The 17821-nt window shown below is 51.7% G+C and carries 16 protein-coding genes; 8 read left to right on the top strand and 8 right to left on the bottom strand.

Annotated features, from left to right (window positions below):
* Positions 1-354 precede the first annotated feature (354 nt).
* A complete protein-coding gene (locus ABD892_RS16355; RefSeq protein WP_345196994.1) occupies positions 355-2322 on the top strand; it encodes a ThiF family adenylyltransferase in 1968 nt (655 codons plus the stop codon).
* Positions 2323-2393: 71 nt separating this feature from the next.
* On the opposite strand, the gene sctC is transcribed toward ABD892_RS16355, so the two are convergent.
* The gene (gene sctC / locus ABD892_RS16350; protein WP_345196993.1) at positions 2394-4373 is read right to left on the bottom strand and encodes a type III secretion system outer membrane ring subunit SctC; all 1980 of its coding nucleotides are present in this window, start codon (positions 4371-4373) and stop codon (positions 2394-2396) included.
* A gap of 383 nt (positions 4374-4756) precedes the next feature.
* Between sctC and ABD892_RS16345 the strand changes: the two genes are divergently transcribed.
* Genes ABD892_RS16345 through sctV form a run of 3 tightly spaced genes read left to right on the top strand, consistent with a single transcriptional unit; the run spans position 4757 to position 7608 of the window.
* Complete coding sequence (locus tag ABD892_RS16345; RefSeq protein WP_345196991.1) at positions 4757-5155, top strand: hypothetical protein; 399 nt, start codon at positions 4757-4759, stop codon at positions 5153-5155.
* A 3-nt stretch (positions 5156-5158) separates the two neighbouring features.
* Positions 5159-5485 (top strand): hypothetical protein, encoded by a 327-nt coding sequence (locus tag ABD892_RS16340; RefSeq protein ID WP_345196990.1) that lies wholly within the window; start codon positions 5159-5161, stop codon positions 5483-5485.
* Between the two features lie 26 nt (positions 5486-5511).
* Positions 5512-7608, top strand: a complete 2097-nt coding sequence (gene sctV, locus ABD892_RS16335) for a type III secretion system export apparatus subunit SctV (RefSeq protein WP_345196989.1) — start codon at positions 5512-5514, stop codon at positions 7606-7608.
* Between the two features lie 51 nt (positions 7609-7659).
* Here the strand turns inward: sctV and ABD892_RS16330 are convergent, their stop codons facing one another.
* A complete protein-coding gene (locus tag ABD892_RS16330) occupies positions 7660-8199 on the bottom strand; it encodes a GNAT family N-acetyltransferase (protein ID WP_345196987.1) in 540 nt (179 codons plus the stop codon).
* Positions 8200-8418: 219 nt separating this feature from the next.
* Positions 8419-8817 (bottom strand): response regulator, encoded by a 399-nt coding sequence (locus ABD892_RS16325; protein WP_345196986.1) that lies wholly within the window; start codon positions 8815-8817, stop codon positions 8419-8421.
* 192 nt (positions 8818-9009) lie between these two features.
* Here ABD892_RS16325 and ABD892_RS16320 point away from each other — a divergent pair, with 192 nt between their 5' ends.
* Positions 9010-9546: a hypothetical protein gene (locus tag ABD892_RS16320; protein ID WP_345196985.1), complete on the top strand. Its 537-nt coding sequence runs from the start codon at positions 9010-9012 to the stop codon at positions 9544-9546.
* A gap of 6 nt (positions 9547-9552) precedes the next feature.
* On the opposite strand, the gene ABD892_RS16315 is transcribed toward ABD892_RS16320, so the two are convergent.
* The 5 genes from ABD892_RS16315 to ABD892_RS16295 form a co-directional block, all read right to left on the bottom strand.
* Positions 9553-10989 (bottom strand): glycosyltransferase family 2 protein, encoded by a 1437-nt coding sequence (locus ABD892_RS16315; protein WP_345196983.1) that lies wholly within the window; start codon positions 10987-10989, stop codon positions 9553-9555.
* Positions 10986-12038, bottom strand: coding sequence for a HEAT repeat domain-containing protein (locus tag ABD892_RS16310; protein WP_345196982.1), 1053 nt, complete (start codon positions 12036-12038; stop codon positions 10986-10988). Before ABD892_RS16310 ends, ABD892_RS16315 begins: the two co-directional genes overlap by 4 nt.
* Before the next feature lie 12 nt (positions 12039-12050).
* Entirely contained in the window at positions 12051-13316 is a 1266-nt protein-coding gene (locus ABD892_RS16305) for a YaiO family outer membrane beta-barrel protein (protein WP_345196981.1), read from the bottom strand.
* Between the two features lie 70 nt (positions 13317-13386).
* On the bottom strand, positions 13387-14565 hold the full coding sequence (locus ABD892_RS16300; protein WP_345196980.1) for a response regulator: 1179 nt from the start codon (positions 14563-14565) through the stop codon (positions 13387-13389).
* Between the two features lie 51 nt (positions 14566-14616).
* Positions 14617-15006, bottom strand: a complete 390-nt coding sequence (locus ABD892_RS16295) for a response regulator (protein ID WP_345196979.1) — start codon at positions 15004-15006, stop codon at positions 14617-14619.
* Between the two features lie 109 nt (positions 15007-15115).
* Between ABD892_RS16295 and ABD892_RS16290 the strand changes: the two genes are divergently transcribed.
* The 3 genes from ABD892_RS16290 to ABD892_RS16280 are packed head-to-tail and all read left to right on the top strand — an operon-like array spanning position 15116 to position 17748.
* Entirely contained in the window at positions 15116-16396 is a 1281-nt protein-coding gene (locus ABD892_RS16290) for a histidine kinase dimerization/phospho-acceptor domain-containing protein (RefSeq protein WP_345196977.1), read from the top strand.
* A gap of 15 nt (positions 16397-16411) precedes the next feature.
* A complete protein-coding gene (locus tag ABD892_RS16285; protein ID WP_345196976.1) occupies positions 16412-17287 on the top strand; it encodes a phosphate/phosphite/phosphonate ABC transporter substrate-binding protein in 876 nt (291 codons plus the stop codon).
* A gap of 8 nt (positions 17288-17295) precedes the next feature.
* Complete coding sequence (locus ABD892_RS16280; protein WP_345196975.1) at positions 17296-17748, top strand: hypothetical protein; 453 nt, start codon at positions 17296-17298, stop codon at positions 17746-17748.
* The last annotated feature ends 73 nt before the right edge of the window (positions 17749-17821 follow it).

Genomic DNA, 17821 nt, shown 5'->3' with positions numbered 1-17821 from the left:
GCTGGGTTACATGGCTGCGCGAACCTGCCCCATGCCAGCAAGGCTTCTCAAGCTGGCTGAGCCACAGTGGTAATCAGGAAAAAGTATCACTATCAATTTACGCATAATATGATTGCGTCATTATATAGGTCAGAAAAAACACCGAATGATGGCTATTGGAAATCCACTGCTTCTCCAGGGCTTTATTATATAAAAACATCCGATGCAAAGGCGCTGGCGGCAACCTTTAATTTGATGCGATCAATGTCTTCTTCAAAAATCAGTATGGTTAATTTTTCCAGCGTTAATGCGAAGCATAATTATTCGATTACTAGTGCGTGAAAATAACAAGGTGTTTTTCTGAAGGGGGTGGATGTGAAATTTTCCTTTGATTACAGTCGTGCATTTTCCAGAAATGTTGGGTGGTTCTCTCCGGAGGAACAGGAATTATTAAAATATAAGCGTGTAGCGATTGCTGGAGCCGGTGGCGTTGGTGGTATTCATATTCTTACCCTGGCCCGCCTCGGAATTGGTCGATTCCATTTGTCAGACTTTGATACGTTTGAAATTGAAAATATGAACCGCCAGGTCGGTGCTAATATGTCGACCCTGGGCTGCAGTAAATTGCAAGTCATGGTGGATCAGCTGAAAAGCATCAATCCGGATGTTGATATAAAAGTCTTTCCTAAAGGGGTTAACGAAAACAATCTCGATGCTTTTCTGGAGGGTGTGGATTGCTACTTGGATGCACTGGATTTTTTTGCGCTGAATATACGACGATTACTTTTCAAAAAATGTGAAGATAAAGGTGTACCTGCGACAACGGTTGCCCCATTGGGAATGGGGGCTGCCGTATTGAATTTTCTGCCTGGTCATATGTCTTTTGAGGATTATTTTTGTTTTGATGGCCATTCGGAGCAGGAGCAGTATTTACGCTTTCTGGTGGGGCTGGCTCCGGCTCGTTTACATACCGCGTATCTGGTGGATCCAGCAACTGTCAGCCTGGCTGATAAACGCGGTCCTTCAACCATTATTGGTTGTGAAATGGCTGGTGCGCTGGCGGCTTCACAGGTTGTTAAGCTCCTGTTGAATCGTGGAGATACTATTGCGGCTCCACGAGGTTTGCAAATGGATGGCTATACGAATCAACTTAAACTCACCTGGCGCCCATGGGGTAATCGTAATCCATTACAGCGACTGGCCATCCACTTTGGGAGAAAAGCATTGATTGACCAAAAAACGCCAGTTAAACCGTTTGCTGAACCCGAGACGGTCGCGCAAAATGTGATTGATCATGCACGCTGGGCACCCAGTGGTGATAATGCCCAGCCCTGGCGCTTTGAACTCAACAGTGATTCTGTATTTACAGTGCACACTTCCGATACGAGCGATACCGTCGTATATGATTTACATGGTTGGTCAAGCTTGTTAGCCATTGGTGGTTTATTAGAAACGATTGAAATTGCCGCAACCTTGTTTTCCCATCAGGCAAGTATCCAGCAAGTGAGGACTGAAAGAAGGCGAAGTCCTGTTTTTCAAGTCAAACTCATACCTGATGATACCTGCAAGGTGTCTCCACTGGCGCCTTACATTAAGCTCCGTACAGTTCAACGACGCAGTATGGGCACTCGAGCGTTGAACGTGCATGAAAAAATGACGATGGAACGCGCCCTGCCTGAGGATGTGGATGTCATTTGGCTTGAGTCTCAGCCGCAAAAAAATAAAGTAGCAAAGTTGTTATTTGCTAACGGCAAAACCCGGCTGACTATGAAAGAAGCCTACCCTATACACCGAGCCGTGATTGATTGGGAAAAACCTGTCAAAAGCCCTGATAAAATTCCGATTAAAGCCGTTGGGGTTGATCGACTAACGGCAATAGTCTTTAAGTGGACAATGGCCAGTTGGCGAAGGGTGCGATTTTTGAACGCTTGTTTGGCTGGTACCTGGTGGACTCGCATTCAACTGGACTGGTTGCCAGCAAGGAATAGCGCGGCGCATTTTGCATTAGTAGCTAGAAGTAATCCTGACAATCAAAATGATTATCTGTCGGCAGGTCGGGCGATACAACGTTTCTGGTTAACCGCATCAACACTGAATTTGGGCTTTCAGCCTCAACAGACCCCGGTCATCTTCAATCAGTATCTTAACCAGTCCATAAGATTTACGGACAGCAAGCGAGTATTGCATCATGCCAGAAAGGTAAAGTATCGGTTTGATCACATGTTCGGCGATAAAGCTGAACGGGTGGTCTTTATGGGGCGTTTGGGGCGCAGTCAGCTTCCTGCATCACGTTCAATCCGAAAAAACTGGTCTGAGCTGTTAGTTGAACCTGTGACGCAATAGTTCGGTACCACAGACAATAAAAAAGGGTACGAGCTGTACCCTTTTTTATTTATTCTTTATCCGCTGTTACGTTACATCAGGTTCACAATGCGAGGCGTGATCAGGAACAAACGAACGGTTTTGACATAGGTATCAGACTTGGATCGGAACATGGCGCCGACAAGTGGGATGTCACCCAGTACAGGTACTTTGCTGACACTTTGGTTATTGGATTCATAATAATAGCCACCAATCAACAGACTTTCGTTCTCATCAATGACCGCCTGTGTGCTGATGGTACTGTTCTTGATAGTCGGTAATTCCTTGACGTTCTCCCGGGTGTCGCCTCGGGCACCATCCTGAATATTGACACTGAGATGAATCTTACGACCAGTGACTTCTTCCACGATGCGTGGCGTTACCTTTAGAACAGAGCCGTAGGTAACAGGAAACAGCTGAGCATCTTCTGTACTGGCCACTTCAACATAGAATGTTTGACTGTTGTCTAATACTGCTTCCATGTTATCCAGCGTTAGAACCGATGGACGGGCCAGAACCTTGGCTTTACCTTCTGATGAAAGCAGGTTGACCTGCGTAAACAGTCGACCACTGGTGTTCTGGATGATTGTGCTGAAGGTATCACTGGTATTGGTATCGCTGCTGAACGGATTAAATTCAATAAAATCACTGCCGCTGCTGTTGAGGTCCAGTTTCCAGTTCACGCCGAGGCGATCCAGGCTGTCGGTGTTGATATCAATAATGGAAACATTGATTTCAACCTGGGCAAGCGGTTTGTCGAGTGTATTGATTAAGCTGGCATACATCGCCATTTTGGTGGTGAGGTCATGCACGATGACGGCATTCAGACGACGGTCGGCGTTGATATAGACATTCTCTGCTTTCACGTTCGGGTTGGGGGCAGACGGTTGTTGTTCACTTCCACCGGCAGGCGTGGCTTTCTGCACGCTCTGCATGGCCTGATGACTGACGCCGGTCATGGAAATACCACCACCCTGTACGATCTCACGAAGAATACTGGCAACACCGGGAATCGTGACCTGCTGGCTTCTGAAATTAAAGTTGCGGTCATCTGCCCAGGCGTATTTGAGGGGAAACACCTTGACGGTCATCTGGCTCTTTTGTCGGTTGCCTGCTTTGGAGTCAAGCAGTGATGCCGTCTGGGTGACCAGTTCCATGTACCGAGGTGGACCCGAGAGGTAAATGATCCCTTCGGCCGGCTTGGCGCGCCAATAGAAGCGATTATCCCAGATGCCAATATCAATCAGCGTCTGACGGAATTCCTCGGCACTCATGTACTGCAGGCTGATAATTTCTTTTTCAATTTCCTGACTGTTGTAGATGTAAAGGGTATTGCCATCGAAGTACCAGATCAGGTTATTGATATGGGCCATCTTGTCGAGGAATTCGACCGGTGTCAGTGGTCCGAAACGGCCATTGACGACACCTTCGACAAATTCGCTGAGTACAATCGGAATACCATAGTTACTGGCGAAGTTGCGCAAAACATCGGCGACGGGCTCTCCGTTGCCAAAATAGGCGTAGGGTTTGGTGGTGTTGAAAGCTTGCCGTTGTTGTGAGGGAAACGGCTCATTTATGTTCGCCTGATTTGCATTCGTTTGATGGGCCGGATAAGGGGCAGAGCTGTTCCGGGGCAGTGGTGGCGAGGTGGTGACCTGATTCTGGTTGATTTCAGACTGGTAGAAGCGGTTATCCATCGGAATGCCTGCCGCGGCTTCTTTGCCCGCAGCCGGTGCGTCTTCTGGAAGGAGTAACTCTTCAGGGTATTCATTGCCTGGCATGTAGATGATCTGGCCGACCATTACCTCGTCAGGATCACTGATGCTGTTGTGATGGGACAGGAGGGCGACCGGGTAGCCATACATCTGGGCAATCTGGGAGAGGGACTCCCCAGGCTGGACGATATGCTTCTGAGCGTGGTTGGCTGAGGAATAACCGTTGTCGTACCCATAGCCCTGCTGTGCCAGGCTCACTGGCGAAAGGCTGAACATGAGTATCGAACCGGCGAGTGACAGTGCCGTCACAATTCGCATTGCTTTAACGCCTCCTTGCTGAAGTTTGGCCAAAACTCCAACAGAACCCCGCCGCTAAGGTCTGAGCACAGGATACGGCCTCATTCCGTTGATCATGTCCGTATGACAGGTGTTAAAAAGAATCGGGCAACTTTAGTACGGTTTTATAATAAAAAACGACTTCAATATCACAAGTTTATACAACGAATAGCCGGTCTGCACAATTAACTGTCATTTATCGGGACTACTCAGCGCTTATTGGGTTTACCTGTCGGATTGTTGATCCGAAATAACAAAAATGCTGGATTTCATGGATTTCGCCAAGGGGCTATTTCTGTCGGGCTTCTAAACTTTAAGGAGGCACCCGTGCCGGTTTCTTCTATGGATGCAGGGCGACGCGACGGATGGCAATGAATCTGGATATCAACCGCGGTCTGACAGGTATCAGCTATGTGACGGATACGTCAGAGCTCCCGGATCTTGGCGCCTCCAGAAAAACCACCGTTTCTACCGCCAACAGCTATTCCGTCGCCGATAATGTCAGTGATGCGCTGGGTTATGACAACCAGGATAAAAAGCTCGCTGACTTCGCCCGCAATGCGGTGAGGCATCAATACAATGTGTCTGAGCATAAGGACAACCTCAAGGCGACAAAAGAGTTTCTCATCGATGTCTTGAACAGCGATATTGATATCCCTGAGGATGCCAAGGATAAGCTTAAGAACATGCTGGCGGAAATTGAAGGCGATGAACGGCTCTTCCAGGATGCACAGATGCGCAGTCTTGTACTGATAGCGGTATAAAACATGGTAAAGGATATTGATCAGGGTAAAATCGACTGGCTGTTGACCCAGGCCTACACCAAGATGCGTCACCGTCAGTACAAAGGCAGTCTGGCGTTGCTTGAAGGATTGCGCGTTCTGGCACCGGATCACCCTGAAGTTTACCGCATGCTGTCTTATACCCTCCTGCAGGCGGACCAGCCTGAAGAATGCCTGCAGATGGTCGATAAATACCTGCAATATCTGCCTTCCGCTGCGGACGATGAAGAGATCCGCTGGATTGAGGCCAGAGCCAGGTTGCGGCTGGATAAAACTGCGAACGGAGCCCAGCAAGGCGAAACATCCGATTAACCGCCGAAGTCGACCGGCAGGGGACCATGAGCAGCCTCAGAATCAATTCAATTGTACAGGGCATAGGCAGCCGCAAGGATGTGATGCTGGCGATTCTGCTGGTATCCATCATTGTTCTGATTATCCTGCCGGTTCCCACCGTACTGGTGGATGTGTTGATCGCCACCAATATGGGTATTTCAGCCATCCTGTTGATGACGGCGATTTACCTGAAGTCTCCGCTTGAATTTTCGACCTTTCCCTCGGTTCTGCTGGTGACGACACTGTTTCGGCTGGCGCTATCCATTACCACTACCCGTCTGATCCTGCTGCAGGCCGATGCCGGCCAGATCGTCTACACGTTTGGTAATTTCGTGGTGGGCGGAAATCTCATTGTCGGGATGGTGATCTTCCTGATCATTACCATTGTCCAGTTTCTGGTTATCACCAAGGGGTCTGAACGGGTGGCCGAAGTCAGCGCCCGTTTCTCACTTGACGGTATGCCCGGCAAGCAGATGAGTATTGATGCTGATATGCGTGCCGGTTCCATCGATATGGAAGAAGCCCAGGCCCGCCGCGGCCGGGTAGAGAAAGAATCACAGCTTTACGGCTCCATGGATGGTGCCATGAAGTTCGTGAAGGGTGACGCCATTGCCGGTCTGATCATCATTTTTGTCAATATCGGCGCAGGCGTTGCCATCGGTGTATTCCAGATGGGGATGACCTCTGGCGAAGCCTTGCAGTTATTTTCCATTCTTACCATTGGTGACGGCCTGATTGCACAGATTCCGGCGCTGCTGATCTCTATTACGGCCGGTATTATTGTTACCCGGGTCGCCAATGAAGATGCCACCGACCTGGGTAACGAAATCGGCGACCAGCTGATGAACAAGCCCAAGGCACTGTTGGTGGGGGGGGGCTTGTTACTCGGGTTTGCTACGGTTCCCGGATTCCCTACGCTGACGTTTTTGTTTCTGGCAATGCTGGTAGGCGGTGGTGGCTTTATGAAACTCCGCAAGCAGAGGCGCGAGGAGTTACATGAAGATGAGGGTGGTATTCCCGCCATGGCCGCGGCAGCGGATGGCAGACCGGACAAGAAGCAGCGTCTGGACAAACAGGAGGAGTTCTCCCAAACACTGCCTCTGATCATTGATGTGCCGACGTCATTGCAGAATCGCCTCAATACGTCAGAACTCAATGAGGAGCTACTCAAGGTCCGGAAAGCGCTTTATATGGATCTGGGCGTGCCTTTCCCGGGTATACACCTCCGCTTCAATGATGCGATTGAAGATGAACATTACAAGATCCTGCTCAATGAAGTACCGGTCGCCAATGGCCATTTCCGGCAGGGCTTTGTGTTTGCACGGGAGCAGGCCGAACATCTTGATATGCTCAAAATTCCCTATGAAATGGGCGAGCCATTTATTCCGTTACTGGATAGCCTCTGGGTGCCTGAATCCAAAAAGGACGCGCTGGATAACGCCGGCGTTAATTACATGGGTGATTCCAAGATTCTTACCCATCATCTGGCCTTTGTCCTCAAAAAGTACGCAGAAGACTTTATTGGGATTCAGGAAGCCCGCTACCTGCTGGAGAAGATGGAAGACAGCTTTGGCGAGCTGATCAAGGAAGTACAGCGGTTGATCCCGGTCAACAAGATTGCCGAGATCTTCCAGCGGCTGGTGTCCGAGGATATTTCCATCCGCAACCTGCGTACCATCCTGCAGTCGCTGGTGGTCTGGGGGCACAAGGAAAAAGAAGTGGTGCAGTTGACGGAGTATGTCCGGGGCAGCCTGAAACGCTATATCAGCTTCAAATACAGTAATGGGCAGAATATTTTGTCCGTCTATTTGCTGGACCAGGACCTGGAAGATACCATTCGCAGCGGTATCCGGCAGACCTCAGCTGGCGCCTACCTGGCCCTTGATCCAACGGTAACAGCCCGCTTTGTGGAAGTGGTGAAGCAGACCATTGGCCGTATCGGCCACCTGGACAACAAGCCGGTGCTGATTACGTCCATGGACATCCGCCGTTATGTGAGAAAACTGCTGGAAGCGGAAGTCTACGAATTGGCGGTTCTGTCCCACCAGGAATTGACGGAAGAAGTGACGGTACAACCACTGGGCAGAATTGCGCTGACCTGATCAGGCCAGATGTAATCTGGAGATCATAGGGAAGTTGTTTATCAGGCTTTTCTAGTGAATGGTTGGATAGTCGTCTTCATCCAACCGTGCATAGACATACTGGTCGTAGTATTTCCCATTCTTGCAGATGTTTTTACGCAAGATCCCTTCCAGTTGAAAACCACATTTAACCAGCACTTTCTGGGAACCAATGTTGTATTCAATGACATCCGCGAACAGGCGCTTGATGCCACGCTTTTTGAACGCATATTCCGCCACACTGTTAACCGCTTTGGTGACGATCCCCTGTCCCCAGTATTCTTCACTGATCCAGAAACTAATCTCGGCGCTGTTACGGTGAACGTCGCCTTGCACCAGGAAGCCAATTTCCCCAATCGCCTCTTTATTCGTGGCAATGGCAAAGCGACTCTCTGTTTCATGCTCCTTGGCGTGCTGGATCCAGTGTCGGGCATGCTCAATGGTGTAGGGCACCGGGAAACTTTCGCGCTGGTTGACTGCGATGTTGGGGTTGTCCCCGTGTTTGGCCAGTCCGGATGCATCGCCATACAGCAGACTGCGGAGTGAGACGTCATCGGTGAGCTGGATGTCCATACAGCTGATACCCCCTGGATACAGAATCGTTATCAAAGGGGTTATCGGCCAATATCCTATTCTGTTGATGAGTGAAATTGTGATTGATGTGAAGCAGTAACGGTAATGGCCGTTATCGATCAGTGATAGTTGAGATGTTTGGGGTGCAAAAACGCTGCAAAATGAAAATCTTGTTTTTTGAAAATCGTATTCACTTTTAGTTGATGAGAATACTGCGGTCTAATGCGTGCTTTTTAAATGTGTATTCCACAGCTCCCGGATGGTTTTAGTCAGTTCGGTAGGAACAAAAGGTTTTACAATAACGCCAATCGCACCCGTTTTCTGATAGGTTTCAATCTCATGTTTTTCTACCTTGGCGGTGACAAAGGCAATGGGCGTGGATTGATAAGTATTCATCTCGCGAATATGGTTGTAGAGTTGAATACCATCCATATCAGGTAGCATGACATCCAGCAAAATCATCTGGACATCAATTTGCGGAAGCTGATTGAGGGCTTCTTTGGCGGTTTTATAGGTCGTAATCTGATAGTGTCCCCCTGTTTCAAGTACCAGGTTCACCAGTTTCTGCATGCTGGGATCATCTTCAACATACAGAATACGCTTGAGTTCGGTATCCATGAGTTCACATTTCTCTTGCAGTTATTTTTGATTGGTTTTAAGCGTTTTTATTAATATGTGATTCGTTTTTATTTGTATTTGTTATAGCTCGAATCATTTGAGCATAATTCTATGTAATTATAATCGATAGGCTGGCGTACGATGCTTTATAGTTAACTATATGAGATCAACGCTTCTGATCAGGTGTAATTCATGGATGATTATGAATCCGCGTTGAATGAAATTCGACAACTGTTCAAGGAAGAATTAAAAGGAACCTTACCGTTTCTTTCGGAGTGTGCCTCTGCCATGTCCGATGGCAGTCTGGATAATTATCATTTTGAAAAACTGAAGGAAGTGACCCTTAACCTGACAGGGTCAGGAAAGAGTTACGGCTATTCCTGTATTTCGGACGTGGCGCATGTATTGCTGACGCTGTTAAAGAATGACGAAGTCTCACAGGATTCCGGGCATAAACTGCATTGTTCAGAGCAGGCGAAACTGGGTAGCCTGACAACGGCCCTGATAATCGTCATGGAGAAAATCATTTCCGGCGATATCGAGGTGGAGCAGGAAGCGACCCAGAATGTGGTGTTTACGCATGATACGACCGAGGCGCCTCCTCACCTTACCGTTATGAGTGATAATGACGCTTCCGCTGATGAGGAGGAAGATAATGATGATCTGGCTGGAATCATGCCCTCTTATATCCATATGGGGCACGGTGTCTGGCTGAAAGTGGATATTTGACCCGTTTCAAAAGCCTTTCCTGGGCATTTCCCCCCATACCCGGTTTTTTCGGATGAACCGTATCCAGCCGCCAATACGGAGAAGGTTGCAGATCTGCCGGTAACCGAGATTCTCAATGATGGCCATGAATACCAGCCGTACGTAATTACGAACCTCCCTGTAACTGCTGTTCCAGCGCTCTTCGAGCCACAGTGAAAGCAGGCTGGTGAAAATGCCAAAAAGGGTGATCAGCGCAATGTAGGCCAGCCAGGTTTGGGGGGAGAGAATACCCGCCAGGTAACTGATGGTTATGACCACGTAACCCAGCACTTCTGTGATAGGGCCGAGAATGTCCACAACAAACGTCATTGGCAGGGCAAAAAGCCCAATCCGTCCATAAACGGGATTCAGGAACATTCGCCAGTGATTGAAAAATGAATCAATGGCCCCCTGTTGCCAGCGCATCCGCTGGTTACAAAATATCCGCCAGGTTTCCGGTACCTCTGTCCAGCACACCGGTTCCGGTATGGCGACCACCTTGTAATCGGTATTGGCCTTGCGCCGCATCAGCTGATGAATATTCATGATCAGTTCCAGGTCTTCACCCATGGAACCGACCGGGTAGCCCCCGGCCTCAATGGCTATCTCTTTCTTGAAGATGCCAAAGGCACCGGAGATCAGCGTCAGCATATTCAGGCGGCTCCAGCCGTTTCGGGCGATCATGAAGGCTCGCAGGTATTCCACTATCTGGAAGAGTGCCAGTATGTTACCGGGTAACCTGACCGGATCGACGACCCCGTGGTTGACGGTGCTGCCATTGACGACGCAGACCGTTCCGCCGGCCGCCACGGTATTGTCGGGATCCAGCACGAACGGCATCATGACTTTCAATAGAGAGGCGTCCTCAAGGATGGTGTCACCGTCCATGACACAGAAGTAATCGGTTCGGGAATAGTTGATACCGGCATTGATTGCGTCCGATTTTCCCCCGTTGACCTTATCAAGCACAATCAGGTTGCTGAACACTGGATTGCAGTAAACGCCCTGAATAGCCTGATGAGACAACCGGTAATCACTGGCATAGTGAACCTCATGGAGTTCGAATTCTTCGATCAGGTTGGCCAGAGTCTTGTCCTTGGACCCGTCATTGATGACGATGATCTGGTAGCGGGGGTATTTGAGTGCCATCAGGGCGTGAACCGTTTTGGTGATAACCGGTTCTTCGTTGTAGGCCGGGATCAGGATGGCGACGGCCGGCGCCAGCTCCGTGGTCAGGCACATCCATTCATCTTCGGGGTCGCGCTCTTCGGAGGGTATGAACAGAACCAGTAACACCGGAAATACCTGGAAGAAAACAATCACCAGGGTATTGATCAGGAAAAACAGGCTGAGCCACTCTATCTCCTGAGCATAGAGTGTAAGGTATCCCTGAAGTTGTTCTGCAAGCGTTTGGCCACTGTTCACTGTTTTGATTGCATTTCCAGCATAACATCTCTGGCAATATCGGCCGCGCGGCCCACATCTTTCCTGATGGCCATTTCCAGCAGGCGTCTGCCCGCCATATTCGTATTGAACAGTGCGTGGGCGGCGTGATAGCCCACGCTCCAGTCCGGGTCTTCCAGGCTCCGGTAAAGGGTCTCAAACAGGGCAGGGGTGGCATGGTGTTCGGCCAGCCTGACCGCCACCCGGCGGACTTTAATACTGGCGTCCGTCAGTGCTTTCTGGAGCCACTCATTGCTGATCTTGATACCGGTGCTTCTGACCGCCAGCAACAGGTGTTCCCTGATCGTATCATTGGGGTCATCCAGCAGTATCAGCAGCCTGTCCATATCCCTGACGTCATGCATTTCCTGAAGGGCATGGATAACGGCTAGCCGGAAGGTCAGCGATTCCTCCCGGTTCAGGGCAATCGGGATCATATCGTCAGCACATATCGGGTCGAAATGCCGGAGGACATCGGCCGCCCTGATCCAGGACACAGACTTCATGCGCTTCAGGCAGTACAGCACGGGCGGCAGGTAGAGGATATGCCGTTCCGCCAGTCGCCGCATGGCGCGTAACTGCAATGACGGATGTTCCCTGGGACTGATCATCAGGCGGAAAAGGTCCTCATCCTCGAAACCGGAATAGTGAGACAAGGTCTGCAGAGAGAGCATTCGCTTATGGATTTCCCGCGTGCGCCAGAGAGCCGTCAGGTGTTGCTGGTAATAGTGTTGATTCTCCAGCAGGTGGCCAAGCTTTTCGATCACATTGCCTTTCAGGGAACGGAAAAAATCCTCCGCAAGCTCTGCAATAATCCAGATATCCTCGTTGGTCTGGATCAGCGCGCGGGTATCGCCGGACAGGGGGCTGAAGATATAGGTGGTGATCCATTCGGTCAGGGCTTTCTTGCGCTTGTCTCGCCGGATCTCTTTTTTTCGCCAGTAGAGCCTCAGGCAGATTTCCGTGGCCATCATCCCCAGCGAGATCGCTGCCAGGGCGAGGGCCAGGTACCAGATAATCAGCCAGTTCATGGATGGCGCCCCCTAGTACCAGATGGTCAGCCCTGCTGACAGTATTTCCCGGGTATAGAGGTTCTTGAGTACATCCCGTCCGTAGCCGGCACGCAGTGTCAGTGTATCGGAGTAACGGTAGATCATGCCGTAAAACCAGCTGCGGGTGTCAATGGTGACATCACTGTCCATTTCATGGGCATTGGAGGCACCAGCATAGAGCTGCAAACGGGACGTGACCTGCCAATCCGCACGGATCAACCCATCGCGGGTGGGTGAGGTGCGATGGCTGTTGCCCAGGATAGCGACCATCGAAAACCAGACGGTTGGTGTAGGGTAATACACCAGTCCGGGTTTGACGGTGTGGACGGTGTTGTCCCGGAACCACTCGGTGTACAGGTTACCGGTGACCCACCAGGCGCCCCCCAGACGGTCATGGCCCAGCCGGTAACGCATGTCACCACCCAGCTTCCGGGTGGCGAGAAAGTCGGCGTCAGGGGTCCAGCTGCCATGGACTGCCCACGATAAGGTTGGGGATACCGACCGGTACAGGGACAGGCCGGCCACCCGGTCACGGCGATCAAACCGGTGTTCCTCCCGCCCACTGAACGCCAGGCTCCAGCCCTCTGACAGAGGGCGGGAAAGACTCACGGAATAGTTTCGCCAGCTCTCTATGGGCGCGTCCCGAAATCGCGTGGTTTCGAAGTTAATATCCGCGCGCCAGGGGCGGGGAGGAGACGCTGGCGGTTCGGCCGTCGTTGTTGATTGTTTATCAAGGGGTAGCGTTCTGGTGGACATTAAGCTGTCCAGGGTTTGACGCATGGCTGGGTCATCGTCCCGGGTCAGCATCTGCTGATAGAGGCGTATGGCGTCCTCATCACGTCCTTGTTGTTGAAAGAGTTGCGCCATCAGGTGTTGGGCGTCGCGGTATTCGGGCGATGTAGCCAGCAGCTGCTTCAGCGACTGCTCCGCCTGCTTTATCTCGCCTTGCCATAGCCAGAGGCGGGCTTCCAGCACGCCAAGGTCTACATTGTCGGGAAATCGCGCCTGAGCCAGGCTGAGCGTCTTTTGCGCCTGCATGTACTGTTGCTGGTAGGCCAGTGTGCTGATGAGGCGGTGCCAGCTCATGAAATGCCCGGGTTGCTCGGCAATGGCCTGACGAAAAAGTTGTTCAGCCTCGGGGTATGACCGGTTCTGGAGTACCTGCATGCCGTTGGCATAGGACGGGGGTTCCGCCCATGCACCTGTCGTCATGAATACCAGCAGCAGGCTGCAGTGAATAAGGCCTGTCCGTGCCATAACCTGTTTTTCAGAACCTGTCCCTGGTTCTGCTCCTTTGGGTCCCTGTCCTGACAGGGGCGTGTGTCTGTCAGATGCCAGCCTGGGAGAGCGTCGCCTGTACCCGAACCAGCAGCTCCTCGGGATTAAAGGGCTTGCAGATGTAGTCGCCGGATCCCAGTTTCAGGCCCTTGAGGACATTCGCTTCCTGGTTCAGTGCAGAAAGCATGATAACGGGGATATGGGCAAGCTGGTTGTCAGCCTTCATTTTCTGCAACACGGCAAAACCGTCCATGCCGGGCATCATGCAGTCCAGGATGGCAAGGTCTGGCTTACGGGTCTTGATCTGAGTCCAGGCGTCGTCGCCATTGTCGGCGGTTAATATGTTGTAACCTTCATGACTGAGCCGGTTCTTGACCAGCCCGATAATCATCGGGTCATCATCCGCCAGCAGTATTGAATACTGTTGGCAGTTGAGGGTTTCCCGGATCTTGTCGCGCAGTTCATTCTTTTTGCAGGGCTTGATCAAATAATCCGTGGCGCCACTTGAGAGGCAGTGAATCACAGTCTCTTCATCATCCTGGGCTGAGAGCATGATCACGGGGCAGTGCTTAAGGTCGATAATGTCTGCCAGTTGGGTCAGGATTTCCTTGCCGCTCATGTCCGGCATGGAGATGTCCAGCAAAATGAGCGCAGGATTGACGTCGGCGGCCACCTTCAGCGCTTTTTTGCCAGAATCGGCTTCGGCAAAGCGGTAAGGCTCTGTGTGCAGTGAGAGGATGATGGCCTTCCTGAACATCGGGTCGTCATCGACCAGCAGGACGAAGGGTAATGGCTTGCCGTCATCAGCTGTCGCTACGTCAGTACTGGCGTCTTCAGCCTCAGTCTCAACGTCGGTGTTACCGGTGTCTGTGCCATCGGAGGCATTGAGGGTCTGGGTGGCGACCTGGATCAGGTCCAGTACCTGGGCTTTTAACCGGGCCAGGCTATCGGGCGGCAGGATGGGCTGGTCAGGGTTTTCCAGGGCGCGGATCATCCAGCGGTCAAGCGGTTGTGCCGTTTCACTGAGCGCATCAAAGCCATAGGTACTGCCGGTACCCGCGAGGTTGTGGGCAATGGTCTTGACGCGTTTGAAGGTCTCTCCAGACAGTGTCGCCAGGGATTCCTCGCCAAGCAGCTGCTGAAGCTCCACGACAGCGCCGGACAGGTTCTCCAGATACTCCTTGCGCAGGGCGGCCATCATCTGTTCGAACTGTTCCGAGTTGCTCACGCACTTGCGCTCCCTTTCCTTGTCGTATGATTCAGGATGTGCCGGCAGGCATTAGCCCTGGCTCTTTTCCCAGAGCGCCTGGATTTGCCCCGGCAGCTCGGCGGGCTCATAGGGTTTGGGAATGACGCCGACCGCGCCCATATCCATATAGGCCGCGATTTCATTCGCCTGAACCTTGGCGGTCATGAAAACAATGGGGGTGTCTTTGTAGGCATCATAAGTGCGCAGGTGACGGAATACCGTCGGCCCGTCCATGTCAGGCATCATGACATCGAGAATTACCAGCTGGGCATGGGTCGTTTTGGCTTTTTCCAGGGCATCCTGGCCGCATTCACAGGCGGTAATGTCAAAATTACCCAGCATGCTTAATGTCATTTCCGTGATTTTACGAATATCCGCATCATCTTCGACATAAAGAATCTGTTTCAGTGGTGTCGTCATTAGTCATTCCCTCGCAATTACCGTGTATATCGGCTTTTGGCTTTTATCATTAAAACGAGTTGTATTCCGCTAAGCTTATTTTTATAGGTGTAATAAGGATGTTGGTACCGTGAGCAGGAAAGCGTACCCGAAATTTATTGATGACCTGACTTTTTATTCAAGTGGTAACGGCGAAGAGGCCAGTCAGAATTTTTTCCATTTGTCAGAAGACCTGAAAAAACTCCACGCCATAACGTCAATACATTACGACAGCTTCGATGGGATGATTGCCCGTTATCTGCAGGCAGGTATTGATATTTTTCAGTTGGAAACCGGTATTGTCAGCCATATCACGGATGCGAAAACGTATGTCGTTGATGGGGTTTCATCCCCGCTTGATGTCATCCATCCCGGCGATACATTTGAACTGGAGGGAACCTATTGCCGTGAAGTCTACAAGACGGAATGTGTACTGGGTTTTCCCCATGTCGGGAACATGCCGGATATGCAATCCCACCCGGTTTATCAGAACCTGAAACTGGAAGCCTATCTTTCAGCACCGATTTATGTGGGAGATAAGCTGTACGGTACCCTGAATTTCACGGATCGAAAGCCCCGTCAACACGGTTTTTCAGAGCACGAGCGGGACCTGCTGGCCATGATGGCCGAATCCATCGGTCTTTTTCTCTTGCTCAAGGACAAGGAAACCCAGCTGAAGGAAAAAAACGAACGGATCATTCGGATGGCGGGCTATGTGGCCCATGACCTGAGGAACCCCCTGGGCGCCATCAAGAGCATGTCACAACTGATGCAGATGGCAGAGCTGGATCCGGTGGATCAGAAGGACCTGCTGGTGCGTATTGGGAGCAGCGCGGATCGGGCGCTCGAGCTGATCAGCAGTATTCTGGACATGGCCAGCCTGGGGGCAGGGAAGGTGGTGTTGACGGTGACCGAGTTTGCCCTGAAACCGATGCTGGAGGAGTGTGTCGCCCAGTGTCAGCTGCCAGGCGAGCATGACCGGAGCCGGATTGATATCCAGGTGCCGGATCTGGCACTCGTGTCGGGTGACCGTAACCGGTTGATGCAGGTGTTTTCCAACCTGTTGATCAACGCCTGCAAATACTCCGAAGCCGGAAGTCCCATCACCCTGACAAGCCCTTGCCAGCATGATGGACGCCTTTGCGTTGAGGTCATCAACCGGGTGGCGGAACCGGCAGATACCGCCGTGACGAATCAATCGCCCATTTATCAGTCCATTGGCTTTGGGCTGGATATTGTCCGGGAAATCCTGGCGCTGCATGAGGCAACACTCGAGGTGTTCGAGCAGGATGGCCAGTATAAATCCGTGCTGTGTTTGCCGATGCCTGGTACCCAGGCTGATAGCCCGCAGGATGTCCATGAATCGGATTAGCAGCAGGGAAGTGTGATGGTAATGCGAAGCGGGTGGGTTCTGGTTGTCTGGCTTGGCTGGTTTGGCCATAGCGCTGCTGCGTCAGACGGCTCCCGGCCAGGGGACAGCACGTCGCCGCTGTCTGAATCTCAGTCGGAGGCTGGCTATGTCATTGGTATTGTTCCCCAGTACGAAGTCCGGCAGATACAGCGGATCTGGCAGCCGGTTCTGGAACAGATCCGCCAGAAAACAGGCATACGCCTGACTCTCAGGGGCTCTCCTTCTATTCCGGCGTTTGAAGACGAGCTTGACCAGGCACAGTTCGATTTCGCGTATATGAATCCCTACCACTTTATCAGGGCTCATGAACGTAGCGGTTATCGTCCGCTGGTCAGGGATACCGGCAGGTGGTTGCGCGGCATTCTGGTGGTGCGGAGCGACAGCGAGCTGCAGTCAGTTGAGGCGCTGGATGGACGGGCAGTGGCCTTTCCGGCACCGAATGCGTTGGGTGCCTCCTTGCTGATGCGTGCCGAACTGGGGGAAAAGCACGGGGTTAAGGTCTTGCCCCGTTATGTACGCAGCCATTCCTCGGTGTATTTGAATGTCGCTACGTCACATATGGATGCTGGTGGCGGCGTACAGGCAACATTGAACCGCCAGTCCGCGCAGGTCCAGCAGTCGCTCCGCATTCTTTACCGTACTGAAAAGGTCGCTCCCCACCCACTGGCAGTGCATCCGCGGGTGCCGGCAGATGTGGCCAGTCGTGTGCGTGAGGCATTGCTGGCCATGGGGGAAACTGAGGACGGCAAGGCCCTGCTGGCCAGGATCCCCGTCAAGGTGATTGGTGACGCCACACTGGACGATTACAGGCCTCTCAAGGCCATGAAGCTGGACAAGTATTACGAAGAGTAGCGCTGTTTATGCAGGTACGTACAAAGCTGGCAGTACCCCTGATCATACTGGTGATTGGCTTTGCCTTGCTGGTCTATGGCTACTGGTTGCCGCAGTACCGCAGCGACCAGGCAAACGAGATACGCGCCAGTGAGCGGAGTTATATGGGGGTATTGGCAACAGCGCTGACCCCGGCCCTGCTATCCCATGACTTTGCCGAAGTGTATACGACGCTTGATGAGATTCTCGCCGAACGAGGCAGCTGGCAATCCGTCATTTTGAAGGATGCTGACGGAAAGGTGGTGTATCCCCTGGCGTCGGCACAGGTTGAACCCGGGTCAGGCGAATGGCTGGAAAGCGTTATTCAGCATGAGAGGGTTGTCGTTGGTGTCTTGCTGGTCAATGTCAACGTAGAGAGTGTGCTTGCAGGCAGTGTTACCACGATTTATCTCATGGGACATCTGATGTCGTTGATACCTTAACTCCCGCTTAACGATCTGAAGAAGTAAGGCTAAATTGAATGAAGAGAGCGTCCCCTGTGCTCTTCAGGCAAAA

Origin of the sequence: Kistimonas scapharcae, from assembly GCF_039540975.1 — a bacterium.
Lineage (GTDB): Bacteria > Pseudomonadota > Gammaproteobacteria > Pseudomonadales > Endozoicomonadaceae > Kistimonas > Kistimonas scapharcae.
This window is presented reverse-complemented; position numbering and strand designations above follow the sequence as displayed.